General features: G+C 64.5%; 25 protein-coding genes. 8 read left to right on the forward strand and 17 right to left on the reverse strand.

Annotated elements, in window-relative coordinates; translation table 11 throughout:
• Positions 1-192: 192 nt before the first annotated feature.
• Positions 193-1,518 carry a trypsin-like serine protease gene (locus tag P6U24_RS27900; protein WP_407155655.1) on the reverse strand — a complete coding sequence of 442 codons (1,326 nt, stop codon included), beginning with the start codon at positions 1,516-1,518 and terminating at the stop codon, positions 193-195.
• 325 nt (positions 1,519-1,843) lie between these two features.
• Between P6U24_RS27900 and P6U24_RS27905 the strand changes: the two genes are divergently transcribed.
• Positions 1,844-3,082, forward strand: coding sequence for a peptidase M15 (locus tag P6U24_RS27905; RefSeq protein ID WP_407155656.1), 1,239 nt, complete (start codon positions 1,844-1,846; stop codon positions 3,080-3,082).
• A 93-nt stretch (positions 3,083-3,175) separates the two neighbouring features.
• Here P6U24_RS27905 and ahcY read toward each other — a convergent pair whose 3' ends face one another.
• From ahcY to P6U24_RS27920, 3 genes are all read right to left on the reverse strand, one after another.
• Complete coding sequence (gene ahcY / locus P6U24_RS27910; protein WP_407155657.1) at positions 3,176-4,582, reverse strand: adenosylhomocysteinase; 1,407 nt, start codon at positions 4,580-4,582, stop codon at positions 3,176-3,178.
• Between the two features lie 300 nt (positions 4,583-4,882).
• Entirely contained in the window at positions 4,883-6,079 is a 1,197-nt protein-coding gene (metK, locus tag P6U24_RS27915) for a methionine adenosyltransferase (RefSeq protein WP_407155658.1), read from the reverse strand.
• A 58-nt stretch (positions 6,080-6,137) separates the two neighbouring features.
• A complete protein-coding gene (locus P6U24_RS27920; protein WP_407155659.1) occupies positions 6,138-7,487 on the reverse strand; it encodes a hypothetical protein in 1,350 nt (449 codons plus the stop codon).
• A gap of 208 nt (positions 7,488-7,695) precedes the next feature.
• Between P6U24_RS27920 and P6U24_RS27925 the strand changes: the two genes are divergently transcribed.
• Complete coding sequence (locus P6U24_RS27925) at positions 7,696-8,400, forward strand: SGNH/GDSL hydrolase family protein (protein WP_407155660.1); 705 nt, start codon at positions 7,696-7,698, stop codon at positions 8,398-8,400.
• A 156-nt stretch (positions 8,401-8,556) separates the two neighbouring features.
• Here the strand turns inward: P6U24_RS27925 and P6U24_RS27930 are convergent, their stop codons facing one another.
• From P6U24_RS27930 to P6U24_RS27955, 6 genes are all read right to left on the reverse strand, one after another.
• Positions 8,557-9,675, reverse strand: a complete 1,119-nt coding sequence (locus P6U24_RS27930) for a cobalamin-independent methionine synthase II family protein (RefSeq protein ID WP_407155661.1) — start codon at positions 9,673-9,675, stop codon at positions 8,557-8,559.
• 140 nt (positions 9,676-9,815) lie between these two features.
• Positions 9,816-10,526, reverse strand: coding sequence for an ABC transporter ATP-binding protein (locus tag P6U24_RS27935; protein WP_407155662.1), 711 nt, complete (start codon positions 10,524-10,526; stop codon positions 9,816-9,818).
• Complete coding sequence (locus tag P6U24_RS27940) at positions 10,526-11,272, reverse strand: ABC transporter ATP-binding protein (RefSeq protein WP_407155663.1); 747 nt, start codon at positions 11,270-11,272, stop codon at positions 10,526-10,528. The genes P6U24_RS27935 and P6U24_RS27940 overlap by 1 nt, the downstream gene beginning before the upstream one ends.
• Positions 11,269-12,300: a branched-chain amino acid ABC transporter permease gene (locus P6U24_RS27945; protein ID WP_407155664.1), complete on the reverse strand. Its 1,032-nt coding sequence runs from the start codon at positions 12,298-12,300 to the stop codon at positions 11,269-11,271. Before P6U24_RS27945 ends, P6U24_RS27940 begins: the two co-directional genes overlap by 4 nt.
• Positions 12,301-12,307: 7 nt before the next feature.
• Positions 12,308-13,177 (reverse strand): branched-chain amino acid ABC transporter permease, encoded by an 870-nt coding sequence (locus P6U24_RS27950; RefSeq protein WP_407155665.1) that lies wholly within the window; start codon positions 13,175-13,177, stop codon positions 12,308-12,310.
• A gap of 241 nt (positions 13,178-13,418) precedes the next feature.
• Positions 13,419-14,567 carry an ABC transporter substrate-binding protein gene (locus tag P6U24_RS27955; protein WP_407160613.1) on the reverse strand — a complete coding sequence of 383 codons (1,149 nt, stop codon included), beginning with the start codon at positions 14,565-14,567 and terminating at the stop codon, positions 13,419-13,421.
• Between the two features lie 357 nt (positions 14,568-14,924).
• Here P6U24_RS27955 and P6U24_RS27960 point away from each other — a divergent pair, with 357 nt between their 5' ends.
• Both P6U24_RS27960 and P6U24_RS27965 read left to right on the forward strand, forming a co-directional pair.
• Positions 14,925-15,197 carry a hypothetical protein gene (locus P6U24_RS27960; RefSeq protein ID WP_407155666.1) on the forward strand — a complete coding sequence of 91 codons (273 nt, stop codon included), beginning with the start codon at positions 14,925-14,927 and terminating at the stop codon, positions 15,195-15,197.
• Positions 15,198-15,321: 124 nt separating this feature from the next.
• Entirely contained in the window at positions 15,322-16,188 is an 867-nt protein-coding gene (locus tag P6U24_RS27965) for an NAD-dependent epimerase/dehydratase family protein (RefSeq protein WP_407155667.1), read from the forward strand.
• Here P6U24_RS27965 and purU read toward each other — a convergent pair.
• Positions 16,185-17,048 carry a formyltetrahydrofolate deformylase gene (gene purU / locus P6U24_RS27970; protein ID WP_407155668.1) on the reverse strand — a complete coding sequence of 288 codons (864 nt, stop codon included), beginning with the start codon at positions 17,046-17,048 and terminating at the stop codon, positions 16,185-16,187. The genes P6U24_RS27965 and purU overlap by 4 nt on opposite strands.
• 142 nt (positions 17,049-17,190) lie before the next feature.
• On the opposite strand from purU, the gene P6U24_RS27975 reads away from it, so the two are divergent.
• Positions 17,191-18,033: a uroporphyrinogen-III synthase gene (locus P6U24_RS27975; protein ID WP_407155669.1), complete on the forward strand. Its 843-nt coding sequence runs from the start codon at positions 17,191-17,193 to the stop codon at positions 18,031-18,033.
• A 127-nt stretch (positions 18,034-18,160) separates the two neighbouring features.
• Here P6U24_RS27975 and P6U24_RS27980 read toward each other — a convergent pair whose 3' ends face one another.
• Both P6U24_RS27980 and P6U24_RS27985 read right to left on the reverse strand, forming a co-directional pair.
• Entirely contained in the window at positions 18,161-18,955 is a 795-nt protein-coding gene (locus tag P6U24_RS27980) for an N-acyl homoserine lactonase family protein (protein WP_407155670.1), read from the reverse strand.
• Between the two features lie 95 nt (positions 18,956-19,050).
• A complete protein-coding gene (locus tag P6U24_RS27985) occupies positions 19,051-19,806 on the reverse strand; it encodes an SDR family NAD(P)-dependent oxidoreductase (protein WP_407155671.1) in 756 nt (251 codons plus the stop codon).
• A gap of 129 nt (positions 19,807-19,935) precedes the next feature.
• On the opposite strand from P6U24_RS27985, the gene P6U24_RS27990 reads away from it, so the two are divergent.
• The 3 genes from P6U24_RS27990 to P6U24_RS28000 all read left to right on the forward strand — a co-directional run bounded on the left by P6U24_RS27990 (position 19,936) and on the right by P6U24_RS28000 (position 22,505).
• A complete protein-coding gene (locus P6U24_RS27990) occupies positions 19,936-20,829 on the forward strand; it encodes an AraC family transcriptional regulator (RefSeq protein ID WP_407155672.1) in 894 nt (297 codons plus the stop codon).
• A 137-nt stretch (positions 20,830-20,966) separates the two neighbouring features.
• Positions 20,967-22,157, forward strand: a complete 1,191-nt coding sequence (locus P6U24_RS27995; RefSeq protein WP_407155673.1) for a CaiB/BaiF CoA transferase family protein — start codon at positions 20,967-20,969, stop codon at positions 22,155-22,157.
• 186 nt (positions 22,158-22,343) lie between these two features.
• Positions 22,344-22,505: a hypothetical protein gene (locus P6U24_RS28000; RefSeq protein ID WP_407155674.1), complete on the forward strand. Its 162-nt coding sequence runs from the start codon at positions 22,344-22,346 to the stop codon at positions 22,503-22,505.
• A gap of 129 nt (positions 22,506-22,634) precedes the next feature.
• Here P6U24_RS28000 and P6U24_RS28005 read toward each other — a convergent pair whose 3' ends face one another.
• The 4 genes from P6U24_RS28005 to P6U24_RS28020 form a co-directional block, all read right to left on the reverse strand.
• Positions 22,635-24,155: a tripartite tricarboxylate transporter permease gene (locus P6U24_RS28005; RefSeq protein ID WP_407155675.1), complete on the reverse strand. Its 1,521-nt coding sequence runs from the start codon at positions 24,153-24,155 to the stop codon at positions 22,635-22,637.
• Between the two features lie 155 nt (positions 24,156-24,310).
• On the reverse strand, positions 24,311-24,853 hold the full coding sequence (locus P6U24_RS28010; protein WP_407155676.1) for a tripartite tricarboxylate transporter TctB family protein: 543 nt from the start codon (positions 24,851-24,853) through the stop codon (positions 24,311-24,313).
• A gap of 108 nt (positions 24,854-24,961) precedes the next feature.
• Positions 24,962-25,948, reverse strand: coding sequence for a Bug family tripartite tricarboxylate transporter substrate binding protein (locus tag P6U24_RS28015; protein ID WP_407155677.1), 987 nt, complete (start codon positions 25,946-25,948; stop codon positions 24,962-24,964).
• 159 nt (positions 25,949-26,107) lie between these two features.
• On the reverse strand, positions 26,108-26,905 hold the full coding sequence (locus P6U24_RS28020; protein WP_407155678.1) for an enoyl-CoA hydratase/isomerase family protein: 798 nt from the start codon (positions 26,903-26,905) through the stop codon (positions 26,108-26,110).
• Positions 26,906-26,941: the final 36 nt, after the last annotated feature.

Here is a 26,941-nt window from a genome sequence, read left to right on the forward strand (position 1 = left end):
ACTCACCGGAATAATATCAGCCGATACGAGCGATTGCTGAAGACCTATCTCACCGACATCGAGCGCAATTTCATCGAATTACGGCTCTGGGAAGAGCAAGTCGCGCTTCGCCATATGGATCAAAAACAGCCAAGTAAGAGATGATGACCGGCTAGCGCCGGGTACGACCAAGCGCGATCCATCGCTGCCGCGTCACCGCGCCGGCGCCGCTTCGGCCGCGATCTCGTCGCGGACGGCGGCCTCGAACTGGCTGGCGGGAGACGCGAACATCAAGCGCGTTTCCTCCTGAAAGGCCGAGAAGACGCCCGTCACGACCGGCGCGCCGTCGATCTCGGCCAGGATCGGTGAGCCCGAATAGCCGAAATTGGCGAGGCACCGGACCAGCAGGAGCCGGCTGTCGCGGGTGCGCTCGGCGCGGCAATTGCGTTGCGCGGTGGGGGAATAGCGCCGCTCCTCGCCATAGCCGATCTGCGAGATCGTGCCGGCCTGCGTCGCGGCCTCCAATTGCTCCGGCGTCAGCGCTCTCACGGCGACCGGCCGCGCTGGGACCGGGTCTCGCAGCACGATCAGCGCCCAATCGGCCGGCGAGCGATCGAGCGTCCAGCGGCCGCGCAAGGTCGGGATGAACTCCTTGGCGATGATGAAGCGCTCGGCCGCCGCGGAGGATGCCGGTGTGCCCTTGTCCATGCCGGCGAGGAAGTGGACGCTGCTTGGCGTGATCGGCGCGGTGCCGTTGAACAGGCAATGCGCGGCTGTCAGCACCAGGCGCGGCCCGACCAAGGTGCCCGTGCAATGGCCGCCGGTCGAGAAATGCGCGACCGCGACGACGCCGATCGCCGAGGCCGGCCAGCTGGTGGCATCCACGACCTCGCCGAGATGGCGGTCGAGGCCGAGAAGATCGTCCGCGCCCGGATTGGCCACGCTGGCAATCGCGGATTCCGGCTTCGGCTTCCAATGGGCGATGAAGTCCTGCGCCTGCGCCCGCTGCGCTTCGGTGAGCACCAGCCGCTGCACGGTGCGGCCGGCGGAGCGGACACCGCCCTGCCCCGCCATCACCATCCAGGCATAGCCCTGCACGACGTCCTGCTGCACGCCGCGACCATCCAGGAGCATCAGCCCCAGCAGGTATTGCGACTGGGCAAAGCCCTGCGCGGCGGCGCGGCCGAACCAGCGCGCGGCCTCCTCGTCATTGGGTCGCACGCCCTCGCCATTGACGTAAGCGAGGCCGAGAAAATGCTGCGCCACGCCAAGCCCCTGATCGGCGGCCTTGCGATACCAGGCGATCGCCTCCGCCGGATTGCGCTGATAGCCCCAGCCAAAAGCATGCATGAAGCCGAGGTCGAACTGCGCCCGCGCATCGCCCTTCTCGGCTAGTGGCGGCAGCCGCTTCAGCGCCGCGGCGTAGTCGCCCCGGTGCGCGGCGGCGACGGCCTCGTCGAGTTCGCCCGCCCTGGCCGGTGCGGCCGCACCCGGCAGGCCAAGCAATAGCATCAGGAATGCGAGGGCTCTATGGGTCATGCGCGTCCATTTGCGGTTGCCGACATGATGCGATTGCCGGACGGCGCGATCAAGGCAACGCTGACGGGAGCCGCGCCCCGGGAGACGGGACATCGGCTGCGCAGACAGCGGCGGCTTGCGCAAGCCGATATTTGCGCTTCCACCGCGGCCGAAATCGTGCGGAAATCACCTGCAAGGGCACGTTGCATTCGAGCAACGGTTCCCGGAAAAGCCGATCCCGGCCACCGCCGCGCTATTGCGCGGGCGGGCCGTGATCCGAACAATCGGCCGTGTTGGCATGATTGGCTGCGTATCTGGCTCGAACGGATCACAGGAGGCTGGGATCATGAAGCCGCGACGATTAGCAACGGTGGCGTTGTGTCGGTCCGTCGTCCTCGCAAGCTGTGTCGTCGCCTGGCCGCAGGTGCTCAGTTCGAGCGAGATCGAAAGCACCAATGCGGCGCCGGTGGTCGAGAGCGGCGCGGCCGCGCCGAGCGGTGAAGCAAGGCCAGCCGAGACGCCGACGGCTACCCTCAATGCGCATGCCGATGACGCGACCGGGACAATGGCTGCGGCCGCAGCACCGGCATCCAAGGTCTCCTCCGCAGCTCCTACGCCTGACGTGCCGGATCGCGCCCAGACGATGGACCAGCCGACACCGGCCGTCCAGACCGCCTCGGCCAATCCGTCGGAGGTGCTGCCGGCACCCCGCTTAGCGCCTCAAGCCATGGCGATCAGCACGCCGGATCATGAGGCGAGCGACCGGACCGATAGCATTGCCGTCAGCGAAGCCGCCGACGAGTGCTTCATCCTGGACACCTGCGTCGATCGGTATCTGTGGGAGCTGTATCAGCGCGCGCCCAAGCAGGACACGATCAAGGTGCCCGAGCAAAGGCAGGTGACGATCAAGCGGAAGCGCAAGCTGGTGATGGTGACCAGAACCTTCTACAAATCGGTCGACGAGGATTTCGCGTGGAAGGACCGGAAGGCTTCGGAGAAAGCCGGACTGCCGATGGAGGACTACGTGATCGGCGGCATGGACCGGGATTTCAAGCTGAAGCTGTTCTACACCTTGCACGCGGCGGAGGCCGCCGGCCTGTCGCCCGGCATCACCAGCGCGTTTCGTGACGACTATCGCCAGTCGATCGCCAGCGGGCTGAAGGCGGCCAGCAACAAGTCCTATCACGGCGGCAGCTTGCGCGGCGGCTACGGCCACGGGCTCGCTGCGGACATCGTCAGCACCAAGGGCGCCACCCGCACCGAGCGCTGGGCTTTCACCGAAGCGCTCTGGAAATGGATCGACGCCCACGGCAAGGAGTTCGGCATCGGGCGGCCCTATCTCAGCTACGACCCGCCGCATGTCGGCCCGATCGACGGCAAGGAATACGTCTCCCGCCGCGGCGGCGACACGACCCGGGAGGCCCACGCCGCCGAGAAGCCGCGGAAGCACCTGGCGGCGCGGCATGAGCGCGGCTCGGCCAAGCACGTCAAGGTCGCGGCGGCGAAGCTGCGGAAGATCGCATCGGCGAAGGTGGGCCGGATCCGGTCCGCCCGCAACGCGCATTCGCGTGCCCGCGCGACGTAGGGCGGCTCGATCATCTGTGGGGCGCCAGCGTACAAAGCAAATGGCCGGGGCTATGCCCCGGCCGTCGCGTTTCAGACGATGATCGTGTGACGATCAATAGCGGTAGTGGTCGGCCTTGTACGGGCCTTCCGGCTTGACGCCGATATAGTCGGCCTGGTCCTTCCGCAGCTCGGTGAGCTTGACGCCGATCTTGGCGAGATGCAGCCGCGCCACCTTCTCGTCCAGCGTCTTCGGCAGCACGTAGACCTTCTTCTCGTACTTGCCCTGGTTCTTGAACAGCTCGATCTGCGCCAGCGTCTGGTTGGTGAAGGACGCCGACATCACGAAGGACGGATGGCCCATGGCGTTGCCGAGGTTCACCAGGCGGCCTTCCGAGAGCAGGATCATGCGCTTGCCGTCGGGGAAGGTGATCTCGTCGACCTGCGGCTTGATATTGGTCCACTTCAGGTTCTTCAGCGAGGCCACCTGGATCTCGTTGTCGAAGTGGCCGATGTTGCAGACGATGGCGCGATCCTTCATCGCGCGCATGTGCTCGATGGTGATGATGTCCTTGTTGCCGGTGGCGGTGACGAAGATGTCGGCGCGCGGTGCGGCATCTTCCATCGTCACCACCTCATAGCCTTCCATCGCCGCCTGCAGCGCGCAGATCGGATCGATCTCGGAGACCATGACGCGGCAGCCGGCCTGGCGCAGCGAGGCGGCCGAGCCCTTGCCAACGTCGCCGAAGCCCGCGACCATCGCGACCTTGCCCGACATCATCACGTCGGTGCCGCGGCGGATGCCGTCGACCAGCGACTCGCGGCAGCCATAGAGGTTGTCGAACTTCGACTTGGTGACGCTGTCATTGACGTTGATCGCCGGGAACAGCAGCTTGCCGGTCTTCTCCATCTCGTACAGGCGGTGCACGCCCGTGGTCGTCTCTTCGGAGACACCCTTGATGTTGCCAGCGATCTCGGCGAACCAGCCTTTGGGCTTTTCTTTGAGGAGGCGCTTGATCAGCGCGAAGAACACCTCCTCCTCTTCCGAGCCCGGCTTGTCGAGGAAGGCGGTATCGCCCTGCTCGGCGCGCAGGCCGGCGTGCACCAGCATGGTGGCATCGCCGCCGTCATCGAGGATCATGTTCGGCGTGCCGCCGCCATGCCAGTCGAACAGCTTTGCGGTGTAGTCCCAATATTCGGTGAGCGTCTCGCCCTTGACGGCGAACACCGGAATGCCGGCAGCGGCGATCGCGGCCGCGGCGTGGTCCTGGGTCGAATAGATGTTGCAGGAGACCCAGCGGATGTCGGCCCCGAGCGCGGCCAGCGTCTCGATCAGTACCGCGGTCTGGATGGTCATGTGCAGGGAGCCGGCGATGCGCGCGCCCTTGAGCGGCTTAAGCGGGCCGTATTCCTTCCGCGTCGCCATCAGGCCGGGCATCTCGGTCTCGGCGAGCGAAATCTCCTTGCGGCCGAAATCGGCGAGCGAGATGTCCTTGACGATGTAGTCGGTGAAGGCGGGCATGTGTGGGTTCCTGATCGGATGAATTCGGACTGGTCGTGACGAAATGAAACTGAGCGCTTCAAAGGCGCAGTCTAGCCCCTCTCCCCGTTCTTACGGGGAGAGGCAACGGCGGCCTGCGGCCACCGCTCCTAATCTTAGAACGCCGATGCGAAGCATCGGCTATGGGTGAGGGGCGGACGCACGAATGGTGCGCATAGTGAGACCTGTACCCCCTCACCCGATCGCTGCGCGATCGACCTCTCCCCGCATCCGCCTTCGCTCTTCGAGCTACGGCGGACGAGCGCGGGGAGAGGTTAGACATCAAACCGCGCGCTTGAACGCTTCCGCGAGGTCGGTCTTCTCCCAGGAGAAGCCGCCCTCATTGTCCGGCGTGCGGCCGAAATGGCCGTAGGACGAGGTGCGCGCGTAGATCGGACGGTTGAGGTCGAGATGGGTGCGGATGCCACGCGGGGTCAGGTTCATGACCTCGGCGGCGGCCTTCTCGAGCTTGTCCTCCGGCACCTTACCGGTGCCGTGGGTGTCGATGTAGATCGACAGCGGCCGCGCCACGCCGATGGCGTAAGCGAGCTGCAGGGTGCAGCGGTCGGCGAGGCCGGCGGCAACGATGTTCTTGGCGAGATAGCGCGCGGCATAGGCTGCGGACCGGTCGACCTTGGTCGGGTCCTTGCCGGAGAAGGCGCCGCCGCCATGCGGGGCCGCGCCGCCATAGGTGTCGACGATGATCTTGCGGCCGGTAAGGCCGGAGTCACCATCCGGTCCGCCGATATAGAACTTGCCGGTCGGGTTGATGTGCCAGATCGTCTGCGGCGTGATCCAGCCCTGCGGCAGCGCCTCGCGCACATAAGGCTCGACGCGCTCGCGCACCTGCGCAGAGGTCATGTCCTCGACCAGATGCTGGTGCGAGACCACGATCTCGCGGACGCCAACCGGCTTGCCGTTCTCATATTGCACGGTGACCTGGCTCTTGGAGTCCGGGCCCAGCACCTTCTCGCGGCCGGAGTGGCGGGCTTCCGAGATCAGCCGCAGGATCTTGTGGGCGTAGAAGATCGGCGCCGGCATCAGATCGGGCGTCTCGTTGCAGGCATAGCCGAACATGATGCCCTGGTCGCCGGCGCCCTCTTCCTTGGTCTCGCCCGGCTGCAGCGCGTCGACGCCCTGCGCGATGTCGGCCGACTGCGGATGCAAGAGGATCTCGATGTCGCAGGTCTTCCAGTGGAAGCCGTCCTGCTCGTAGCCGATGTCCTTGATGGCGTCGCGGACGACGCTTTCGATCTGCTCATTGGTCACCGAGGCGGGGCCGCGGGTCTCGCCGGCGATCACGACCTTGTTGGTGGTGGCGAGCGTCTCGCAGGCGGCGCGGATGGCCCACGGATCGATGCCGGCCTTCGGCCCCTCGCGATAGAACAGGTCGACGATCTCGTCGGAAATCCGGTCGCAGACCTTGTCTGGATGGCCCTCGGACACCGACTCCGAGGTGAACAGATATGACGCGCGCATCAAGCAACCCCTTGTTCGCCGCCCACGGCGGTCGTTTTTGATATCGATCCCAGGAATGTCAGTCGCGACGCCGCGAGATGACGTAGGATTCGTCGTAGAACCACAACCCGTTGTGCTTTCGCAGCACCTCTCTGGCGGCATCGAGAGCGCGGCCACTGTGAGCGATGTCGGTCAAGCGATCTTCCTCGATTTGGGCGACATACACCGCCGCATTCCAGGCTGCAAAAGCCGTCGAGGTTCCGATGGTCCCGGTGACCTCGTTGGGCAGAGCCTCCATGTCATACCTGAAAATCGAGCGATTGTCGGCATAGGCGTTAAAATTTAAATCCCGCCCACTCGACCCCAGCTCGTATTTCACGGCGCGCAATAGCTCATGGCGGCTGACCGAGAAAGGATTTTCTCCCGGCCACACCGCCTGGATGATTTCCAGGCCCGGATCCTGGCCGTGGGAGTGGATTCCGATCAGCCGTCCGCCCGGCCGCAGCGCCCGCGCCAGCGGCGCGATGATCCGCTTGGCGCGGAAATTCACAGAAGATTTGGCCCGGTAGGGCTGCGAGGCGATCACAAGATCGAAATTGGCCTCGACCCGGCCGGCGCGGGGGATGATCGCGTCCAAGAGAAAGCGGTGGTCCTCGCGATACAGCACCAGCGCGATCGGCCGCTCATAGACCGGCATGCCGGTGCGGGGGCTGACATTGGCCCGCCAGTTCTGGTCCAGGAACGGCTTCAAGCCTGCGATCTGCGCCTCGAACTCGCCGGAGGAAGCGCCCTGCAGCACCACCTCGTGCCAGATCATGCTGGCGGCGACCGCGGGCGAGGCTGGCGTCAGCCACGGCGCCTCGGCGTAATTCATGTTGGTGAAGACGAACACGCTCGCGGGATGCTCGAACAGCCGGTCCGGCACCTTCTCCAGCGTCAGCCGGACGTCCTCGAGGCTGAGCTCCTTGCCGGCGACGTAGAACGGGATCTGCGGAAAACGGCCATGCATGGTCCGCAGCACTTTGGAGAGCACGGTGCCGTCGCCGACGCCGGCATCGAACACCCGCAGCGCCGGTGGGCGCGGATGGATGGCCGCAAGCTCCAGCCCTACCCGCTCGGCCACCACGCGCTTCTCGCTGCAAGTGTGCACGAACAACAGGTATTTCTGCCGGTTCTCGAAGAAGCGGAAATTGCTCTTGGGATCGCGCTTCTCCGGCACCTCGGCGAGCCGCGGCGGCGGCAGTGTGCCGGTCGAGGTCGCGATATAGGCCTGGATACGGTCCAGCGTGTCGATCGTGATCCGCTTGCCCTCCCGCAGGCGGTGCACCAGCTTGCCATCATTGACCGCCCGCCGGCCGAAGGTCGATTCCGCCATGTCTGCCTGACGGCAGAACTCGGAAATCTGGGCAATGATCTGGTCGTTGGTCATCCGGCGGTGAATTGGGACAGGGGTGGGCAACAAGAAACAGCGTTGGGCTCCTAGCACGATCTGCCCACCAAAGGAAGGGGGGCGCTGCGAATCGGCGCAGGCCTGGTTCCGGCGCGCCGCATCGTCGCGAAATGCGCCTGCAAGCCATATGCTCCAGGGAACGGCCGTCGCCGGCGCGCGGCTCCGAAACAACATCGAGCCGTAGCAGATGATGCGAGATGCGACGCAGACACGTTGGGGTGTGGCTCTTGTGGCGTTGATGGCGATGGTGGTCGCGGCCTTCCTGCTGGGGCGCGCGCAGCAGGCGCGTCGGACCCCACCGCCAGGCAGTGAACATCGCATGGTGCGCCAGCAGGTCCTTTACCTCACCTTGAGCCGGACTGAGGCGCCCATCATCGTGCTCGGCGACAGCATCGTCGAGGCGGCGATCCTGCCGCCGAGCGCCTGCGGACATGCCCTCGTCAATGCCGGCCTCAGCGGCGCCTCGACCGCCAGCGATCTCGCCGGCTGGCTGAAGCCGGCGGTGGGCGAGAGCCGGCCGTTCGCGATCATCGTCTCGCTCGGCATCAACGACGTGCCAACCAACTCGGCCGGCAACGCGGACGCGTTTGCCGGTCGCTACGAGGCGCTGCTGCGCGAGCTGTCGAAACTGACCGATCGCATCTATTTCATCGAGATCCCCCCCGTGGAGGCGCGCGCGCGGATGACGCCTGACATGGCGAAGACCGCCATGGCCACGATCGGCAGCTACCGCGCGGCGCTGCCCGACCTGGCGCGGCGCACCGGCGCCACCCTGCTGCCATGGCCCGAGGTGCAGGCCCCGTTCACGATCGATGGCGTCCATCTGAACGCGGAGGGCTATCGCGCGTGGAACGAGGCCATCCAGCACGGCACGGCGCTCGCCTGCGGCTGATCGAACAGACTAACCAAGACTTACAAACTCGAGGCTTACAGACCCAAGCTCCAGAGCCTTTCCTGCTCCAATTAGCGTTGCGTGGACAGTGCCGCAAAGAGAAAGCCGGACCAGGCGGCGCCTGATCCGGCTCATTTGTCGCCAACCGAGAGCGGCCTACTTGCCCCAGATCTCGTCGGCGAGTTCGACGCAGAGGCGCAGCTTGGCCCACTGCTCCTCTTCGCTCAGGATGTTGCCCTCCTCGGTGGAGGCGAAGCCGCATTGCGGCGACAGCGCGAGTTGATCGATCGGGGCGAACTTCGCCGCCTCCTCCATGCGCCGCTTGATGTCGTCCTTCTTCTCCAGTTCGCCGCTCTTGGACGTCACCAGGCCGACCACGACCACCTTGTTGCCCTTGGGCAGGAAGCGCAGCGGCTCGAAGCCGCCGGCCCGCTCGGTGTCGTATTCGAGGAAGTAGCCGTCGTAATTGGTGCCGCCGAGCATCGTCTCGGCGACCGGCTCGTAGCCGCCCGAGGAAATCCAGGTCGAGCGGAAATTGCCGCGGCAGACGTGGGTCGTGATCACCATGTCTGCGGGGCGCTCGGCGATGGCGTAGTTGATGATGCGCGCATAGATCTGCTGCAGGCCCTCGGGATTGTCGCCGCGCTCGCGCGCCTTCTGCAGCTCGTCCTGCGAGCACAGATAGGCCCAGACGGTGTCGTCGAACTGCAGATAGCGGCAGCCGGCGTCGTAGAACGCCTTCACCGCCTTGCGGTAGGTCTTGCCGAGATCCTCATAGAACGCATCGAGATCGGGATAGACCTCCTTGGAGATCGACTTCCGGCCACCGCGAAAGTGCAGCACCGCCGGCGACGGGATCGTCATCTTCGCCGTCACATGCGCCGTGTCGGCGTGCTTCTTCAGGAAGCGGAAGTGATCGAGCATCGGATGATCGGCCGGGAAGTCGAGCTTGCCGATCACGCGCACCGCGTCGTGCCGGGTCTGCACACCCGCGAACTGGATGCCGGTGTCGGGATGAAACAGCTCGCAGCCGGTCAGCTTGGCGAGAAAGTCGAAATGCCACCAGGAGCGGCGGAACTCGCCGTCGGTCGCAAGCTTCAGGCCGGTCGAGGCCTGGCGATGCACGACCTTCTCGATTTCCATGTCTTCGATCTTGCGCAGCTCATCGGCCGAGATCTCGCCCTTTTCGAGCTTGGCGCGAGCGTCCTTGATCTTCTGCGGGCGCAGCAGGCTGCCGACCTCATCGGCACGGAATGGGGCTCTTGTTCTCTGCATGGATCTGTCTCCTCCTACCAAGCGGTTGCGATTTCCTTGCCTCTCCAACCGTCATTGCGAGGAGCGGAGCGACGAAGCAATCCAGACTTCCTTCCTGATTCTGGATTGCTTCGCTTCGCTCGCAATGACGAGAGAAATAGTCAGGACCTCCCGGACACGCCGAGATGGCGCTCCAGCGGCGCGGGGTCGGCCTTCAACGCGCTGGACGGCGCATCGTGAACGATCGTGCCACGCTCCAATATCACGACGCGGTCGGCCAAACCTAACAGCTTCTGCGCGTGCTGCTCGACAATGATCGAGCACAACCCGCCAGCACGGCTGATAGTGCCGATCGCGGCAAGCAGTTCCTCGACGATGATCGGCGCCAACCCCTCGGTCGGCTCGTCCAGCAGCAGCACTTTCGGATTCAGGGTCAAGGCCCGGCCGATCGCCAGCATCTGCTGCTCGCCGCCGGAGAGCTGGTTACCGAAATTGTTGCGCCGCTCCTTGAGCCGCGGAAACATCGCATAGACCTTTTCCAGCGTCCACGGCCCCGGCTGCGCCACTGCGGTCATGTTCTCCTCGACCGTAAGCGAGCGGAAAATGTTGCGCTCCTGCGGCACCCACCCAATGCCGGCGCGGGCGCGCTGGTCGGCCCGCAGGCCGGTGATGTCCTGCCCCGCCAGCGCGAGCTTGCCCGAGAAGCGGCGGGTGACGCCGACGATGGAATTGATCAGCGTGGTCTTGCCGGTGCCGTTGCGCCCGAGCAGCGCCAGCACCTGCCCCTCCGGCAGACTGAGCGACATGCCGGGCAGCACCACGGCCTGGCCGTAGCCGGCGCGCAATGCGTCGATCGTCAGCAGTTCCGCCATCACGCCGCCTCGCCGAGATACACCGCCTTGACCTGCGGATCGCGCGCGACCTCGTCCGGCGCGCCTTCGACCAGAAGCGCACCGGAGACCAGCACAGAGATTCTGTCAGCAAACGAGAACACCAGGTCCATGTCGTGCTCGATCAGCAGCACCGTGACATCGCGCGGCAGCGAGGCGACCGCTGCCAGGATGTCCTTGCGCTCGCCTTCCGGCACGCCGGCGGCAGGCTCGTCCAGCAGCAGCACGCGCGGCTTTGCCGCGATCGCAACCGCGATCTCCAAGAGGCGCTGCTTGCCGTAAGGCAAGGTCGAGGTCAGATCGTTCATGACGTCGAGCAGGCGGAAGCGCGCCAGCGTCTCGGCAATCTCCGCATTGACATCGTCGCGGGTGCCCATCCGCCGCCACCAGTCGCCGCCGCGCCCGAGCCGCTCCGACACCGCAAGGCCGATCGTCTCGAGCGGCGTCAGATCTGGATAGAGCTGGTTGATCTGGAAGGTGCGCGACAGGCCGCGCAGCACACGGCCATGCACCGACAGATCGGTGATATCCTGGCCTTCGAGCAGGATACGCCCCGAGCTTGGCTTCAGTACGCCGGTGAGCTGGTTGATCACGGTGGTCTTGCCGGCGCCGTTCGGGCCGATCAGGGCATGGCGCGCGCCGGTTGCGACCTTCAGCGACAGATCGCGGGTGACACGCAGGCCGCCGAAATTCTTCTCCAGATTCCTGGTTTCAAGCGCGATACTCATGGCGCCTCATTGTCAGTCAAGGCCACTACGGCCTTGCGGCCGCCGATCTGCTTCAAAATCAGGTTCGGTACGAACAGGGCCGCCGCATGGATGCGGTGCCGACCGACCATCACGATGACGACCAGCACGAGCCCGATCCAGAAGCCCCAATATTGCGGCGTGATGGTCGAGAACGCGACCTGCAGCAGCTTGAACACGGCGGCGCCCAAAAGGCCGCCATAGAGATAGCCGGTGCCGCCGATCACCAGCATCAGCATCAGATCCGCCGAGCGCTCGAAGGCGAACACGTCGAGCGAGGCGAGCTGCGTGGTCTGGGTGAACAGCGCGCCGGCAATGCCGGCGTAGAACGCGGCGATGGTGTAGATCGCGATCAGCCGCTTGTTGACGGGAATGCCGATCGCGGCCGCGCGCAGCGGATTGTTCTTGATCGCGCGCAGCGACAGGCCGAACGGCGAATGGACGATCCGGCGTGCAAGCAGGAACAGCAGGAACAGCACGGCGAGCGAATAGAAGAAGCCCGTCTTGCCGAACATGTCGAACTCGAACAGGCCGACCAGCGGCTGCATCTCGATGCCCTGCAGACCGTCGGTGCCGCCGGTGATGTTGGAGAAGCGCTCGGCCAGGGCTTCCAAGAGCAGTGCGATGCCGAGCGTGACCATCAGCCGCGTCAGGTCGACACCGCGGATCACCAGGAAGCTGGTGGCGAAGCCGAGCACCATGGCGGCCAGTCCCGCCACGATCAGCGCCAGCACCGGCTCGTTGATCACGCCGTGGACTGATAGCAGCCCCGCGCAATAGGCGCCGACGCCGAAGAACGCCGCATGCCCCAGCGAGACGATACCGGCATAGCCAAGGATGAGATCGAGCGAGAGCGCGAACAGTGCCAGGCGCACCACCTCGGTCATGATCAGGTAGCGCGAGGGAAAGACGAAGCCGCAGGCGAGCACGATCACCCAGAAGGCGATCTCGCTCCAGTGCCACCGGCCATGCTGCCGGGCGTGATAGGCGACGTCGGACTGGGCGGTCATCGAAATATCACCGCGCAGCCGTGCGGCCGAATAAGCCGTTCGGGCGCCAGATTAGGATGACGATCATCATGGTGTAGATCACGAACGGGCCCATCTTGGGCACGTAGTACTTGCCGGCAACGTCGCCGATGCCGAGTAGCAGCGAGGCGAAGAACGGCCCGGTCATCGAGGAGGAGCCACCGACCGTCACCACGATCAGGAAGTAGATCATGAACTTCAGCGGGAAGTACGGATCAAGGCCAAGGATCTCGGCGCTGAGCGCGCCCCCGAGGCCGGCAAGGCCGCAGCCGAACGCAAAGGTGAAGGCGAACACCTGCGGCACGTTGATGCCGAGCCCGCTCGCCGCGCGGGGATCGTCGACTGCGGCGCGCAAGCGGCTGCCGAAGCGAGTCTTCGCCAGCACGAGCTGCAAGAACGCGGTGAGCAGACCGCAGATCACCACGATCATGAGCCGGTAACGGCCGATGCCGACGCCGAACACATCGAACTGGCCCTGCAGCGCGTCCGGCAGGTTGATGAAGATGCGCGACGATCCCATGATGTAATCGACCGCCGCCACCGACATGAAGACAAGGCCGATCGAGAACAGCACCTGGTCGAGATGGCTGCGGGCATAGAGATGCCGATAGAGCGTACGCTCCAGCGCCGCGCCTATAGCCGCGCTGGCGACGAAGGCGAGCGGCAGCGCGGCGAAGAACGGCCATCCCGACTGGTTCACCAGCACCGCACAGACATAGCCGCCGGCCATGGCGAAGGCGCCGTGCGCCAGGTTGACGAAATTCATCAGGCCGAGCGTCACGGCGAGCCCGCAGGCCAGCACGAACAGCAGCATGCCGTAAGCGACGCCGTCGAACAGGTTGGTGAGGATGGCGGTCATGTGGGTCTAAGTTCAGTCCCCGGTCTCATCCCTTCCTCTGAAGGGCACGCATACGACGCTTGCTCGATCCAGCCTCCCCCGCCTGCGGGGGAGGTCGTATCGCATCAGAGATGCGATGCGGGTGGGGGAAGTCTCTCCACACGGGCAGCGTACCGCGTGGCGCCCCCACCCCAGCCCTCCCCCGCAAGCGGGGGAGGGAGCGCACCGTCCGTGCGCTCCGGGATGACATCGCTTCGCAATGTCACTTCTTGGTCTTGCCCGGATCCTTGACGGCGTTGAAGGTCTCGAACTCGACGTTGTAGAGCTCGCCGTCCTTCTTCTCCACCTTCCGGATGTAGACGTTCTGGACGATGTCGCGGGTGTCAGGATCGATCGAGATCGGGCCGCGCGGACTTTCCCAGGCCATTCCCTTCATCGCCGCCAGCAGCGAGTCGCCGTCGGTCTTGCCGCCGTCCTTCTTCAGCGCCTCGTAGATCAGGTGAATGCCGTCATAGCCGCCGACTGCCATGAAGCCCGGGCGGCTGCCATAGGCCTTCTTGTAGGCCGCGACGAACTCCTTGTTGACCTCGGACGGGTGCGCGGCGGAATAGATGTGCGCAGTCACCGCGCCGACCACCGCATCGCCCATGTCGGCCAGGAGGTCATCGTCGGTGACATCGCCCGGTCCGATCACCTTGATGCCGGCCTTGTCCAGCCCGCGCTCGGCATATTGCTTCATGAAATTGCCGCCCTGCCCGGCCGGCACGAACACGAACACCGCGTCCGGCTTGGCGTCCTTCATGCGCTGCAGGAACGGCGCGAAGTCCGGATTGGCGAGCGGCACCTTGACCTCCTCGACGATCTGGCCGCCGCCGGCGGTGAAATGCTCCTTGAAGAAGTTGAGCGCGTCATTGCCCGGGGCATAGTCGGAGGTCAGGGTCGCGACCTTCTTAATGCCGTTCTTCACCGCCCAGTCGCCGATGATGGTCGAGGACTGCGCGAGCGTGAAGCTGGTGCGCACGATATAGGGCGACTTCTCGGTGATGATCGAGGTGCCGGCAGCCATCACGACCTCCGGGATCTTGCCCTGCGTCGCCAGGGGCGCTGCGGCAAAGGCCGCCGGCGTCACGCCGAATCCCGCGATCACATTGACCTTGTCGTTGACGATCAGCTCCTGCGTCAGCCGCTTGGTGTTGTCGGGCAGCGCCGCGTCGTCCTTGAGGATGATCTCGATCTTCTTGCCGGCAACCGTGTCGCCATGTTGCTGCATGTACAGCTTGATCGCATTGTCGATCTGCTTGCCGGTCGACGCCTGACCGCCGGTCATCGGCACGACCAGCCCGATCTTGAACGTGTCATCGGCGTAAGCCGGACAAGAGGCGAGCCCGGCAGCGACCGCACCGAGCACCATGAAACCCGCAATTCGATTGTACACGCGCCATCCTCCCATTTGCGCCGCCTCGAAGGCGGCGCTTATGATCTGATCATCCATATTTTTTGGCGACCGTAGAGCGATTTACGGCATCCGAACATCTGCCGGCCGCTCTAACAGCTATAGCAATTCGGAATAGATTCCGTGTGCCAGCCATGCAACTCCGGAATTTCTGGATCAACGGCCGGTGGGCTCATCTTTAGTCGTAACGGGGACGCGAAGCCAAGGCGGATGCGGTATTTTGATACCGAACATCAAATAGACGGAATTTACCAATTGAAGGCAAGAACGACGACTGCACCCGCAAGTTGCTGCGCATTCCGGCTTCTCTGAACCATGCCTACCAAGTCTCGCCTTGTTCTGATCCCGCTGATCGCGATGGCCATGGCCTCGTGCCTGTCCGGCTGCGCGTCGACGGGACCCAATATGGGCGACCTGATCCCGCAATGGGCCGGCGGGTTGCCGGCGGACGCGCCGCCGCGGCCGGGGACACCGCAATATGATGCGTTCATGAAGGAGCGCGAGCGCCGCCGCCAGATGCCGGCAGCCGAGCGCGAGAAACTGCCGCCGGTCGGGTCGGAGACGGCGCAGCCGGCGCCGGCGCGTTGAGCCGGCCGGGCCGCCTCGCAGGCGATCCAGGCGGGACGGCTGCAGCATGGTGTGCAGGAACATCTTCGCACCTATCTGCTTGACACCGCTGGGCGCAGTCGCCGGATCAAGCACGGCAAGGCGAATGGGGAGCGATCATCCAAGCGAAGGCCAGAGCAGCGCCGTGATCGGCGGAACCGGCCTCGTCGGCCGTTATCTGCTCGATCAACTGGTCGGCCGCGGCGAACGTCCGCTGACGCTGATGCGCTCGGCTCCAGCCAGAGCTGATATCGTCTACCAGCCCTACGACCTGCAACGTCCGGCACCGTTCACGCTTGCGCCGAACACCATTTTGTATTGCACGGCGCATGCGACATTGCTGGCACCGGCCCTGACACATTTCATCCGTCCCGACTTGCAGCGCCTTGTCGTGCTGAGCTCGACGAGCATCCTGACCAAGCTGGACAGCGAAATCGAAAGTGAGCGGAGCGGCGTGCGCTCACTCGTCGAAGCCGAGCGCCAGATCATTGCGGTCTGCACCCGCAATGGCGTCGGCTGGACCATCCTTCGACCGACCCTGATCTACAGCGAAGGGCGCGACCGCAACATCACGCCGCTGGCACGCTTGATCCGCCGCATCGGCGTGATGCCGCTGGTGGGCGGCGGCATGGGATTGCGGCAACCGCTGCATGCCGAGGATCTTGCTCGCGGCATGATCGAAGCTGCCGCTCACCCTGCAGCGTGCAATAAAGTCTACTCAGTGACGGGCGGCGAGACGCTTCCCTATCGCGAAATGATCGGGCGGATCTTCGACGCGCTCGGAAAGCCGCGCCGGACCGTGCCGGTGCCCGCCGCCCTGTGGCGGGCAGCATTTCCATTGATCCAGCCGCTGTTTCCCGGCGCGAACGTCGCGATGGGTTTGCGCATGATGCAGGACATGGCGTTCGACGCGACGCCGGCGGTGAACGATTTCGGCTGGATCGCGCGGGGATTCCGCCCGTTCTTCGGTTAGTCCACGAACACCACGGTCTTGCGGCCGTTGAGGATGACGCGATCCTCGAGGTGATAGCGGATGGCGCGCGCTAGCACGCGGCGCTCGATGTCGCGGCCCTTGCGCACCAGATCCTCCGGCGTGTCGCGATGGCTGATGCGCTCGACGTCCTGGTCGATGATCGGTCCCTCATCGAGATCGCTGGTGACGTAATGCGCGGTGGCACCGATCAGCTTCACGCCGCGCTCATGCGCCTGGTGATAGGGCTTGGCGCCCTTGAAGCCCGGCAGGAACGAATGATGGATATTGATGCAGCGGCCCGAGAGAGAGGCCGACATCTCGTCAGACAGGATCTGCATGTAACGGGCGAGCACGACGAGGTCGGTCTTGGTCTCGTCGACCAGCTTCAGGATCGCGCTCTCCTGCTGGCGCTTGGTCTCACGGGTGACCGGCATGTGGTGGAACGGGATGTCACCGAAATCGAGCCCGGCATAGGTCTCGCGCGGGTGATTGGAGACGATCGCGGTCGGAACCATCGCAAGATCGCCGGTGCGCCAGCGATAGAGGATGTCGACCAGGCAGTGATCGAACTTCGAGACCAAAAGCATCGCCCGCCGCTTCGCGGCCCGGTCGCGCATCTGCCAATCCATGGAAAAGCGCTCGGCGATCGCGGCAAAGCCGGTCTGCAGCGCCGGCAGATTGACCGCGAGATCGGCGGCGGTGAACACCACCCGCATGAAGAAATGACCGGTCTCGGTGTCGCCGAACTGCTGCGCGTCGAGGATGTTCTGGCCGTTATGAGCCAGGAAGGTGGAGACGGCCGAGACGATGCCCGGGCGATCCGGGCAGGACAAGGTCAGGACATATTGATGATCGGACATGAGGTGCGGAATTGGGGTCGCCTGATGGGGGATTGGGCAGAGACGCGGTTTTGCGCCCTGCTCTATCACCGACCGCTGCCTTGCGCCAACTGCCGAACCAGAGTCAGGATGAACACCACCATCAATCCGTTAAGGCACCATCATGGCTGACAGGCTCACCGGCTACCGTATCCTGATCCTGGAAACCCGCGAGGAAGCGCAGTTTTCGCGGCTGCTCGCCGAGCAGGGCGCGAGCGTGCTGCAATGTCCGATGGTCGCGATCAACGATGCGCCTGACCCTGCTCCGATCGAGGCCTGGATCAGGCGCTGCATCGAGACACCGCTCGACGATCTCGTGCTGCTGACGGGCGAAGGGCTGCGCCGGCTGATGAAGGTGGTCCGGCGCATGGGTGTGGAGCAGGATTTCATCACAGCGCTCGGCAAGGCGCGCAAGTTCGCCCGCGGCCCGAAGCCGGGGCGCGCCTTGCGCGAGATCGCCCTGGAGCCGCAGGTCACGACCGAGAAGCCGACCTCGGAGGGCGTCGCCGAGATGCTGTCGCGGCTTGACCTGAAGGGCCATCGGGTCGGCCTGCAGCTCTATCCGGACAAGGATCATGCGGCGCTGATCGGCGCGATATCAGCGCAGGGCGCCGAGGTCGATACTGTGCTGCCTTACGTCTACGACGCCAAGGCCGCCGACACCAACATCCTCACCGCGCTGGACGAGATGGCCGCCGGCCGTGTCGATGCGATCGCGCTGACCTCATCCGGCCAGCCGCGCCGGCTGTTCGACGTTGCGAGGGCGCATGGCGTTGAGGATCGGCTGATCGAAGGCTTGAGGCAGACGCCGATCGCCTCGATCGGTCCCGTCGTGACGGAGGAGCTGGCGGCGCACGGACTGAAGCCCGACATCACGCCGCAGGGCGACGCGTTCTTCATGAAGCCGCTGATCTCGGCGATGGCGGCCGCGCTGGAGAACAAGCTGCCGCGCACCAGCGCGAACTGACCAAACGACGATCTCCGTCATTGCGAGCGAAGCGACGCAATCCAGACTGTTGGCATCCTAACAGACTGGATTGCTTCGTCGCCTTCTCCTCGCAATGACGGTCTCTTAGTGGCTTATGCTCGCGCTTCTAATCAAAATAAGCCGGTGCATGCGGGATGGTCGCGGTCTGCACCGTGTCGTGGTTGAGCCAGAGCTGGGCCCTCTCCTCGCGAACGAGAGCATCGACCCGCGCCATTGATTGCCGCGTCGCCTCGGCATCCGCGTTCATGGTCGGCACGCAGCGGTGCTCCATGTTGTAGCTGTCATGGGCGACATCGCCCGAGAGCAGGACCGGCCCGGTCTTCGCCAGCCGCACCAGCAGCGAGCAGTGGCCGAGCGTATGCCCCGGCGTAGAAATCACCTTGATCGCGCCATCGCCAAACGGATCGCAGTCGCCATCCATCAGTTCGACCCGCGCCTGCTTCAGATCCGCATAAAGCTCCGGAGCATAGCCATATTGCTGATAATCCGGGCCGAACATCGCATCATACTCGCGGCGCTGGATATGCCAGGTCGCATGCCTGAATAGCTTCGCGTTGCCGACGTGATCGAAATGCGCGTGCGACAGGATCACGCGGCTCACATCCGCGGGTGCGATGCCGATGTCCGCGAGCTGGCACGCGATGGTCCTGACAACGATGCCGCGGATATTGTGGGCGATGACGCGGCCGCCGGATTCGGCTGCGACCGCATCATCGATGCCGGTATCCCACAGGATCCACTCGCCGGCCCGCCGGATCAGATAGGCATTGCAGGTCAGCGTAACCGGCTCGCCCTGCCATCGTCCCGGCGAGTAGACCGACCGGTCCGGTGCGACCGCAATCCCCGCATTCAGAACGTAAAGCCGGTCGATCGCGGCCGGGCGCGTTGTCGTTTCCGTCATTTCCAAGTCTCGCCCATCCAGAGCCGTGACGGCTCCGCGCATCTCAACGCCGGCGGCGCAATCCCGAGTCCCATCCCGACGGCTCAAATGCCCGATCAAATTCCCTGTCCGCCGGACACCTCGATGCGCTGTGCGTTGACCCAGCGATTGTCCTCGGACAACAGGGACGCGATGACAGGACCGATGTCGTCGGGCACGCCGGCGCGGCCAAGCGCGGTCATGTCGGCGAAGAGCTTGTTGATCTCCGGATTGTCGCGCACCGCGCCGCCGCCGAAATCGGTTTCGATGGCGCCCGGCGCCACCGTGTTGACGGCGATGCCCCGGCTGCCGAGTTCCTTGGCCATGTAGCGGGTCAGCACCTCCACCGCGCCCTTGACCGCCGCATAGGCTGCGTAGCCGGGCAGCGAGGTGCGGGTCAGGCCGGACGACAGGTTGACGATACGGCCGCCATTCGCAATCAAGGGCAGCAGCGTCTGGGTCAGGAAATACACGCCCTTGAAGTGGACGTTGACCAGCCGGTCGAATTGCGCCTCCGTGGTCTGGCCGATCAACGCATGGTCGCCGTGACCGGCATTGTTGACCAGATGGTCGAAGCTCTCGCGCTGCCAGGTCTCGCGCAAGGCGCGGCGCAGGCGCTCGGCAAAGCTGGGAAACACCGCGACATTGCCGCTGTCGAGCTGAAACGCGAGCGACTTGCGACCCATGGCTTCGATCTCGCGCACCACAGTCTGCGCGTCATCGATACGGCTCTGGTAGGTCAGGATGACGTCACCGCCGTGCCGGGCGATGTTGAGGGCGGTGTTGCGGCCGAGGCCGCGGCTGGCGCCTGTGACGAGTGCAATCTTGGTCATGGTCAGCTCCTTGATGACCCGCCTGATATCGATCGGGCGAGCCCTCGCCTGTTGCCGGAACCTCGCCGTCTTTTGCCTGATCCTCCAAAACAACGTGCGCGCGGAGCGGCGGCGCGTTAGGTTCGCGCCATGACCAACCTGCTCGCCGCCGTCAGCCGCTATGCCATGGCCCACGCTGATGCCAATGGCATCGCGCGGCCACCGATCCCCGGGTTGACGCTGGTACGCGCCATCAAACCGAGCGAGCTGGTCTACGACATCCAGCGGCCGCTCGCCTGCCTCGTGCTGCAGGGAAGCAAGCATGTCACCATGGGTACGCAGGCTTTTTCATTCTCTGCAGGCGATTCGCTGCTGATCACGGCCAACGTGCCGACGCTCAGCCAGATCACCCGCGCCAGCCTTGGCCGGCCTTATCTGTCGCTGGTGATAGAGCTCGATCTTGCCGTGCTTGCAGACCTGTCGGCGCAAATGGGAGTCATCTCGGGGACCGACCATTCGGCCGTACGGGTCGAGCCGACCGATGGCGAGACCGCCGATGCGGCACTGCGGCTGATGCGCTTGCTCGATCGTCCAGCCTCGGTGCCGGTGCTGCGGGCGCAATTGATGCGCGAGCTGCATTATTGGCTGCTGGCCGGGCGGCATGGCAGCACCATTCGCCGGATCGGCGGCCCCGACAGCCACGCGCAACGGATCGCGCGCGCGGTCGCGGTGCTGCGCGCCGAATTCGCGCAAACCGTTTCTATCGAACACCTCGCCGGGCTCGCCGGCATGAGTCCATCCTCGTTCCATCAGCATTTCCGTAAGCTGACCTCGCTCTCGCCGCTGCAATTCCAGAAGCAGTTGCGGCTGATCGAGGCGCGACGCCTGATGCTGTCGGAAGGCATCAGCGCGGGCAGCGCGGCCTTCGCGGTCGGCTATGCAAGCGTGCCGCAATTCACCCGCGACTATGGCAAGCTCTTCGGCCGGCCGCCGGTCCGGGATATCAAGGCCGCCCGCAACCAGACGGCGGAGGCCGCCGAATAGACGCGCGCTGGCAGCCCTGCATCGGCGTCATGGGCTATGCCCCCGTCGCGGCGGCCCGCGCAATTGTCCGGCATCGCGCGCTCTCCTATACAGGCGTGTCACGTATACAGGCGTGTCACGCTCCGGAGTTCTCTCGCATGGCTTTTCCGCGCGCCTCGCAGGCCCTGTCTCGCTTCACCGTGCTCGATCTCACAAGGGTGCGCGCCGGGCCGACCTGTGCGCGGCAGTTCGCCGATTGGGGCGCCAATGTCATCAAGATCGACGCGCTGACGGAAGACGGCGGCGAAGGGATGGGCGGTCCGCGCCACGGGGCCGACTTCCAGAACTTGCATCGCAACAAGCGGGCGATGAGCTTGAACCTGAAGCATCCGATGGGCGTTGCGACCTTCATGCGGCTCGCGGCCAAGGCCGACGTCGTGATCGAGAACTACCGCCCCGACGTCAAGACCAAGCTCGGCATCGACTACGAGGCGGTGCGCAAGGTCAATCCGCGCATCGTCTATGGCAGCATCTCCGGCTTCGGCCAGGACGGCCCCTACCACAAGCGGCCCGGCTTCGATCAGATCGCGCAAGGCATGGGCGGGCTGATGTCGATCACCGGCGCGCCAGGTGAAGGCCCGATGCGGGTCGGCATTCCCGTCGCCGACCTCACCGCCGGGCTCTCCTGCGCGATGGGCATCCTGACCGCGCTGCTCGAGCGCGAGGTGTCCGGCGAAGGCCAGTGGGTGCAGACCTCGCTGTTGCAGGCGCAGATCTTCATGCTGGATTTCCAGGCCGCGCGCTGGCTGATGGAAAAGGACGTCGCCAAGCAGGCCGGCAACAACCACCCGACCAGCATTCCGACCGGCGTGTTCAAGACATCCGACGGCTACATCAATATCGCCACCACCGGCGGCCGCATCTGGGAACGCTTCTGTCAGGTGCTCGGCGCGACGGAATGGATTGCAGATCCCGACTACGCCACCGCGCCGGCGCGCTCGAAGAACCGCGATGCGCTGAACGCTGAAATCAACGAACACACGGTGAAGAAGCCAACCGAGCATTGGGTGAGCGAGCTCAACGCCGCCGGGGTGCCCTGTGGGCCGATCTATTCCATCGACCAGATGTTCGAGGACCCGCAAGTCAAGCATCTCGGCATGGCGCAGAAGGTACCGAACGACGAGGGCCGCGACATCACGCTGGTGAACCAGCCCTTCACGCTGTCGCGCACGCCGAGCAGGATGGCCGCGCGCCCGCCGGAATTCGGCGAGCAAACCGAGGAGATCCTTTCCGAATTCGGCTTCACCGACGGCGAGATCGCGGATCTCAGGCTGCACCGGGTGGTGTGAGCCGCGCGCAACAGCCGAACAGGAGTGCGGGCTGCGGCAATGCGTCTCTGTGGCCCGAACGCCACCCTGCCGAAACTTCAGTGTTGGCCGGATTGAGGCCGTCAGAGGACGAGGCTATGGTCGCCTCGTCAGCAGATGCTGATCACACGCAAGACGGCGGCTTGCGCGGACTTCGGAACCGGTCTTATGAGCGCAATCGAATTGAAAGCCTTCCTTGCTGCGATGGAGATCGCCCGTCAGGCCAATACGGCGGCCATCGCGATTGCGCACGACCTGATCGAAGCGGATGATGATCGCAGCGATCGGCTCGGCCTTGCCGACCTTCCGGCATCGCGCACCATCCACTAACTCAAAATTTCTGCCAAGCGATCAGCAGGCGCGCTCAGCGCGCGGCCGCGATGATTTCAAATGCTGGGCACTGGGCACGATGCGATGCAGAGCATCGTACGCACTTTTTCCGTCCGTTTGATCGGCGCCTCACGCCTGCGCTTTGGCCGCGGGCGTGCGCAGCCGGCCCAGGCTTCCGATCACCCGGTCGATCAGCGGCCAGAACAGGAGCACGATCGCGAGCGTGGTAATGGTGCCGACCAGGCCGTTCGACCAGAACACCTTCACATCGCCCGACGAGATGATCATCGACTGGCGGAATGCGTCCTCGGCACGGCTGCCGAGCACCAATGCGAGGGTAAAAGGAGCAAGGGGAATCCTGATCTTCTTGAAGATATAGCCGACCACGCCGAAGCCGAGCATCAACCAGATATCGAACATCGCGTTCTGGATGGCATAGGCGCCGATCGCACAGGACACCACGATCATCGGCGCGACCGCCGCGAACGGCACGCGCAGGATGGAGGCGAAGATCGGCACGGTCGTCAGCACCAGCACCAGGCCGACGACGTTACCGAGATACATCGAGGCGATCAGGCCCCAGACGAAATCCTTGTGCTCGACGAACAGCAGCGGCCCCGGATTGAGGCCCCACACCATCAGCCCGCCGAGCAGGATCGCGGCCGTGCCGGAGCCAGGAATGCCGAGCGCCAGCATCGGCAGCAGCGCCGAGGTGCCGGAGGCATGCGCTGCGGTCTCGGGCGCGAACACGCCCTCGATGCGGCCCTTGCCAAAGCTCTCCTGATCCTTGGCGAAGCGCTTGGCGAGATTGTAGCCCATGAAGGAGGCGGCGATCGCGCCACCCGGCGTGATGCCGAGCCAACAGCCGATCACCGAGGAGCGCACCAACGTCATCCAGTATTTCGGCAGGTCCTTCCACACCGATAACACGGTGCGCAGCGAAATCGAGGCGGCGTGGCCTTTCAGCGCCAGCCGCTCCTCCATCGTCAGCAGGATCTCGCTGATGCCGAACAGGCCGATCACGGCGACCAGGAAATTGATGCCCCGCAACAAATCGGCGGAGCCGAACGTCATGCGCAACTGGCCAGACACCGTGTCCATGCCAATCGCGGAGAGCAGAAGCCCCAGCGCCATCGAGATCACCGTCTTGTGCTTGTCCTCGCGCCCGAGGCCGACGAAGGAGCAGAAGGTGAGCAGATAGACCGCGAAGAATTCCGGCGGACCGAACTTGAGCGCAAAGGAGGAGATCATCGGCGCCAGGAAGGTGATCAGCAGCACCGCAACCAGCGAGCCGATGAAAGACGAGGTAAAGGCGGCTGTGAGCGCCTCCGCGGCCCTGCCCTGCTGCGCCATCGGATAGCCGTCGAAGGTGGTGGCGACCGACCAGGCCTCGCCGGGGATGTTGAACAGGATCGAGGTGATGGCGCCGCCGAACAGCGCGCCCCAATAGATGCAGGACAGCATCACGATGGCCGACGTCGGGTCCATCGTGAAGGTCAGCGGCAGCAGGATCGCAACGCCGTTCGGGCCGCCGAGCCCAGGCAGCACGCCGACAAAGATGCCGAGCACGAGCCCGACCATCATCAAGAGCAGCGTCTTCCAGGTCAGGAGGACGACGAACCCGTGCAGCAAAAGGCCAAAGGCTTCCATTACGTCATTCCGCTTGCTCCGTCATTGCGAGCGACAGCGACTTGTCCGCCGAAGCCCAACAGGCGTAGGCGGAAGCAATCCAGAGCCAAGCAAGAAGTCTGGATTGCTTCGGTCGCTTCGCTCCTCGCCATGACGGATGGATACATCTCACAACGTCAATACCCGAATGCCGCTTCCAGCGGTCCCTTCGGCATGATCACGTCGAACACGATATCGAAGGTCACGAACATCAGCGCGCTGAACAGGAACGCGGTCAGCAGCGACTTCCACAGCGCGATCTTGCCGACCCATCGCATGAAGCCTGCGATGAGGAGGAAGCTCGCGACGTAGAGTCCGAGGAATTGCGTGGCGATGCAGAACAGCAGCGTCGGCACGAACACCGCCATCACACGTCGCAGCTGCGCGCGGGTGACGAAGGTCTCTCCTGCCTCCTTGCGCGACAGCAAGGCCGCGCCGATGCCATAGAGGCTGGCGAGCCCCAGGATCACCGAGAGATAGAATGGGAAGTAGCCGGGCTGCGGCCCGGTCGAATCCCAGGACGCGCCGGCGCGCCAATTGTCGTAGCCGAGCACGAGGGCCAGCGCGAGCAGGCCGAACGAGACCACGACATCGACCGAGCGGTTCGTGGTCACCGCAGGCGAGTTCTCCTCCGGCGCGGTCGGATCGTCGACGACGATTTCGATATCGGTGTTGGACATCTATCGCTTCAAACCAGAGTCATCGTCCGCGGCAGTGAAGGCGTTGACCTTCGTCGCAGTACTGGATGCCCCGCCTGCGCGGGGCATGACAGCTTTCCCTGAGCCATGTCAGTTCGCCACAAAGCCCGCTTCCGTCATCAGCTGCTTGTTGAGCGCATCGTCATCTTCCAGGAACTGCAGCATGTCCTTGCCGGTGAGGAAGATCGGCTTGAGCGCCTGCTTTTCCATGTAGTCCTTGTATTCCGGCGTCTGGATCACCTTCTGGAACAGGTCGACGTAATAGGCCTGCTGCTCGGCTGTGACCTTGCCGGGCAGGAACATCGCACGCAGCATCAGATATTGCACGTCGAGCCCCTGCTCCTTGCAGGTCGGGATGTCGTGCCAGGACTGCGTCTCGGTGACCTTTGTGGTGTAGGAGATGCGCTCCTTGTCGAACACGCAGAGCGGGCGCACCTGGCCGGCGCGCCAGACCTCGAGATTCTCGGATGGATTGTTGACGTTGGATTCGGTGTGGTTGCCGACCAGCTGGGTCGCGGCCTCGCCGCCGGACTTGTAGGGCAGATAGGAGAATTTCGCGCCGGTCTTCTTCTCGACGAAGACAGTGAGCACATGGTCCTCGCGCTTGGAGCCGGTGCCGCCCATCTTGAACGGCGTGCTCGATGCCTTTGCCGCCGCGATGAACTCCTTCACCGTCTTCGGTCCTGCCGCATTGTCCCACAGCACGAACTGGTCGAGCGCGATGATCGAGACCGGAGTCAGCTCGTGCCAGTCGAACGGCAGCTTGGCCGACAGCGGCAGCATGTAGATCAGCGAATAGGCGATCAGCACCTTGTTCGGGTCGCCCTCGCTGGATTTCATGTACATGAGCGCTTCAGCACCGGAGGCGCCGCCCTTCAGCGACACCACGACAGGTGCTTTCATCAGATTGTTCTTCTGGATCGCGGCTTGCATCATCCGCGCCATCTGGTCGGACGCACCGCCGGCACCGGCGGCAACGACGATCTCGACCGGCTTGCTCGGCTCCCAGCCGGCCAGCGCCGGTGCGCTGCAAAGCATCGCTGCGAGCGCAGCCGTCACCTTGATGATGTTACGCACGTAACTCTCCCCTCTACCGCCTGCTTGTATCCCACCCCGATACTGCTGACTTATTCCGGCCAGTTCAAGGCTGGCTTGTGATTAGCTACCCCGCGATTTCGCACGAGGTTGCAAAGCGTCATCAACGCGCGTTTTTAGAGGAGCGCGTCGATTTGTCTGTTACTTCCCTTGCCAGTTCGGCGTACGCTTGTTGAGGAACGCATCCATACCTTCGCGGAAATCCTCGCTCATATAGGCGCGCAGGATCAGGTCCTCGCCTTCCTCGCGCGACAGCGTGCGACGGATGCGACGCACGGCCTCCTTGGTCACCTCGAGCGTGATCGGCGCATGGGACGCGAGAAGCTTTGCGGTCTCCAGCGCGCGCGCCTGCAGCGTATCGACGTCAGGCACGATCTCGCTGAGCAAGCCGATGGCGAGCGCCTCCTCCGCTTCCACCAGGCGCGCCTTGAAGATCATATCCTTGGTGCGGGCCGGCCCGAGCAGCGACACCACGCGGGAGATATTCGACATCGACAAGCAGTTGCCGAGCGTGCGCGCGATCGGAAAGCCGATCCGCGTCGATGCGGTGCCGATGCGGATGTCGCAGCAGGCGGCGATGCCCGCACCGCCGCCGGTGCAGGCACCCGCGATCGCGGCGATGACCGGCACGCGGCACTGTTCGAGCGTGCCGAGCACGCGATCGATCCGCGCCTCATAGTCGAGCGCATCCTGCGCGGTCTTGAAGGCGCGAAACTGGGAGATGTCGGTGCCGGAGGCGAACGCCTTGTCGCCCGCGCCGGTGATGATCAGCGCCTTGACCGACCGGTCGCCATTGATGCTCTCGCAGATCGAGGCCATCTGGTCGTACATCGCGAACGTCATGGCGTTGCGCGCCTGCGGACGGTTGAAGACGATCTTCGCGATGCCGTCCTCGATCGTGTAGATCAAGTCCTCGGTGCCGGTCACGGGAGCATTCATGTCAACTTCCTGCTGCATTTGTACGTGGACGCGATG

This window comes from Bradyrhizobium sp. STM 3557, from assembly GCF_045571465.1.
Classification (GTDB): domain Bacteria; phylum Pseudomonadota; class Alphaproteobacteria; order Rhizobiales; family Xanthobacteraceae; genus Bradyrhizobium.

Excerpts from the sequence above, each read along its gene's own strand:
- P6U24_RS27940 (WP_407155663.1), bottom strand. The coding sequence starts at position 11,272 with ATGAGTATCGCGCTTGAAACCAGGAATCTGGAGAAGAATTTCGGCGGC.
- purU (WP_407155668.1), bottom strand. The coding sequence starts at position 17,048 with ATGTCCGATCATCAATATGTCCTGACCTTGTCCTGCCCGGATCGCCCG.
- P6U24_RS27900 (WP_407155655.1), bottom strand. The coding sequence starts at position 1,518 with ATGACCCATAGAGCCCTCGCATTCCTGATGCTATTGCTTGGCCTGCCG.
- P6U24_RS27960 (WP_407155666.1), top strand. The coding sequence starts at position 14,925 with ATGCCTACCAAGTCTCGCCTTGTTCTGATCCCGCTGATCGCGATGGCC.
- P6U24_RS27995 (WP_407155673.1), top strand. The coding sequence starts at position 20,967 with ATGGCTTTTCCGCGCGCCTCGCAGGCCCTGTCTCGCTTCACCGTGCTC.
- ahcY (WP_407155657.1), bottom strand. The coding sequence starts at position 4,582 with ATGCCCGCCTTCACCGACTACATCGTCAAGGACATCTCGCTCGCCGAT.
- P6U24_RS28010 (WP_407155676.1), bottom strand. The coding sequence starts at position 24,853 with ATGTCCAACACCGATATCGAAATCGTCGTCGACGATCCGACCGCGCCG.
- metK (WP_407155658.1), bottom strand. The coding sequence starts at position 6,079 with ATGCGCGCGTCATATCTGTTCACCTCGGAGTCGGTGTCCGAGGGCCAT.
- P6U24_RS27955 (WP_407160613.1), bottom strand. The coding sequence starts at position 14,567 with ATGGTGCTCGGTGCGGTCGCTGCCGGGCTCGCCTCTTGTCCGGCTTAC.
- P6U24_RS27935 (WP_407155662.1), bottom strand. The coding sequence starts at position 10,526 with ATGGCGGAACTGCTGACGATCGACGCATTGCGCGCCGGCTACGGCCAG.
- P6U24_RS27980 (WP_407155670.1), bottom strand. The coding sequence starts at position 18,955 with ATGACGGAAACGACAACGCGCCCGGCCGCGATCGACCGGCTTTACGTT.
- P6U24_RS28000 (WP_407155674.1), top strand. The coding sequence starts at position 22,344 with ATGAGCGCAATCGAATTGAAAGCCTTCCTTGCTGCGATGGAGATCGCC.
- P6U24_RS27920 (WP_407155659.1), bottom strand. The coding sequence starts at position 7,487 with ATGACCAACGACCAGATCATTGCCCAGATTTCCGAGTTCTGCCGTCAG.
- P6U24_RS28005 (WP_407155675.1), bottom strand. The coding sequence starts at position 24,155 with ATGGAAGCCTTTGGCCTTTTGCTGCACGGGTTCGTCGTCCTCCTGACC.
- P6U24_RS27990 (WP_407155672.1), top strand. The coding sequence starts at position 19,936 with ATGACCAACCTGCTCGCCGCCGTCAGCCGCTATGCCATGGCCCACGCT.
- P6U24_RS27950 (WP_407155665.1), bottom strand. The coding sequence starts at position 13,177 with ATGACCGCCATCCTCACCAACCTGTTCGACGGCGTCGCTTACGGCATG.
- P6U24_RS27925 (WP_407155660.1), top strand. The coding sequence starts at position 7,696 with ATGATGCGAGATGCGACGCAGACACGTTGGGGTGTGGCTCTTGTGGCG.
- P6U24_RS27985 (WP_407155671.1), bottom strand. The coding sequence starts at position 19,806 with ATGACCAAGATTGCACTCGTCACAGGCGCCAGCCGCGGCCTCGGCCGC.
- P6U24_RS27930 (WP_407155661.1), bottom strand. The coding sequence starts at position 9,675 with ATGCAGAGAACAAGAGCCCCATTCCGTGCCGATGAGGTCGGCAGCCTG.
- P6U24_RS27945 (WP_407155664.1), bottom strand. The coding sequence starts at position 12,300 with ATGACCGCCCAGTCCGACGTCGCCTATCACGCCCGGCAGCATGGCCGG.
- P6U24_RS27905 (WP_407155656.1), top strand. The coding sequence starts at position 1,844 with ATGAAGCCGCGACGATTAGCAACGGTGGCGTTGTGTCGGTCCGTCGTC.
- P6U24_RS27975 (WP_407155669.1), top strand. The coding sequence starts at position 17,191 with ATGGCTGACAGGCTCACCGGCTACCGTATCCTGATCCTGGAAACCCGC.
- P6U24_RS28020 (WP_407155678.1), bottom strand. The coding sequence starts at position 26,905 with ATGAATGCTCCCGTGACCGGCACCGAGGACTTGATCTACACGATCGAG.
- P6U24_RS27965 (WP_407155667.1), top strand. The coding sequence starts at position 15,322 with ATGGGGAGCGATCATCCAAGCGAAGGCCAGAGCAGCGCCGTGATCGGC.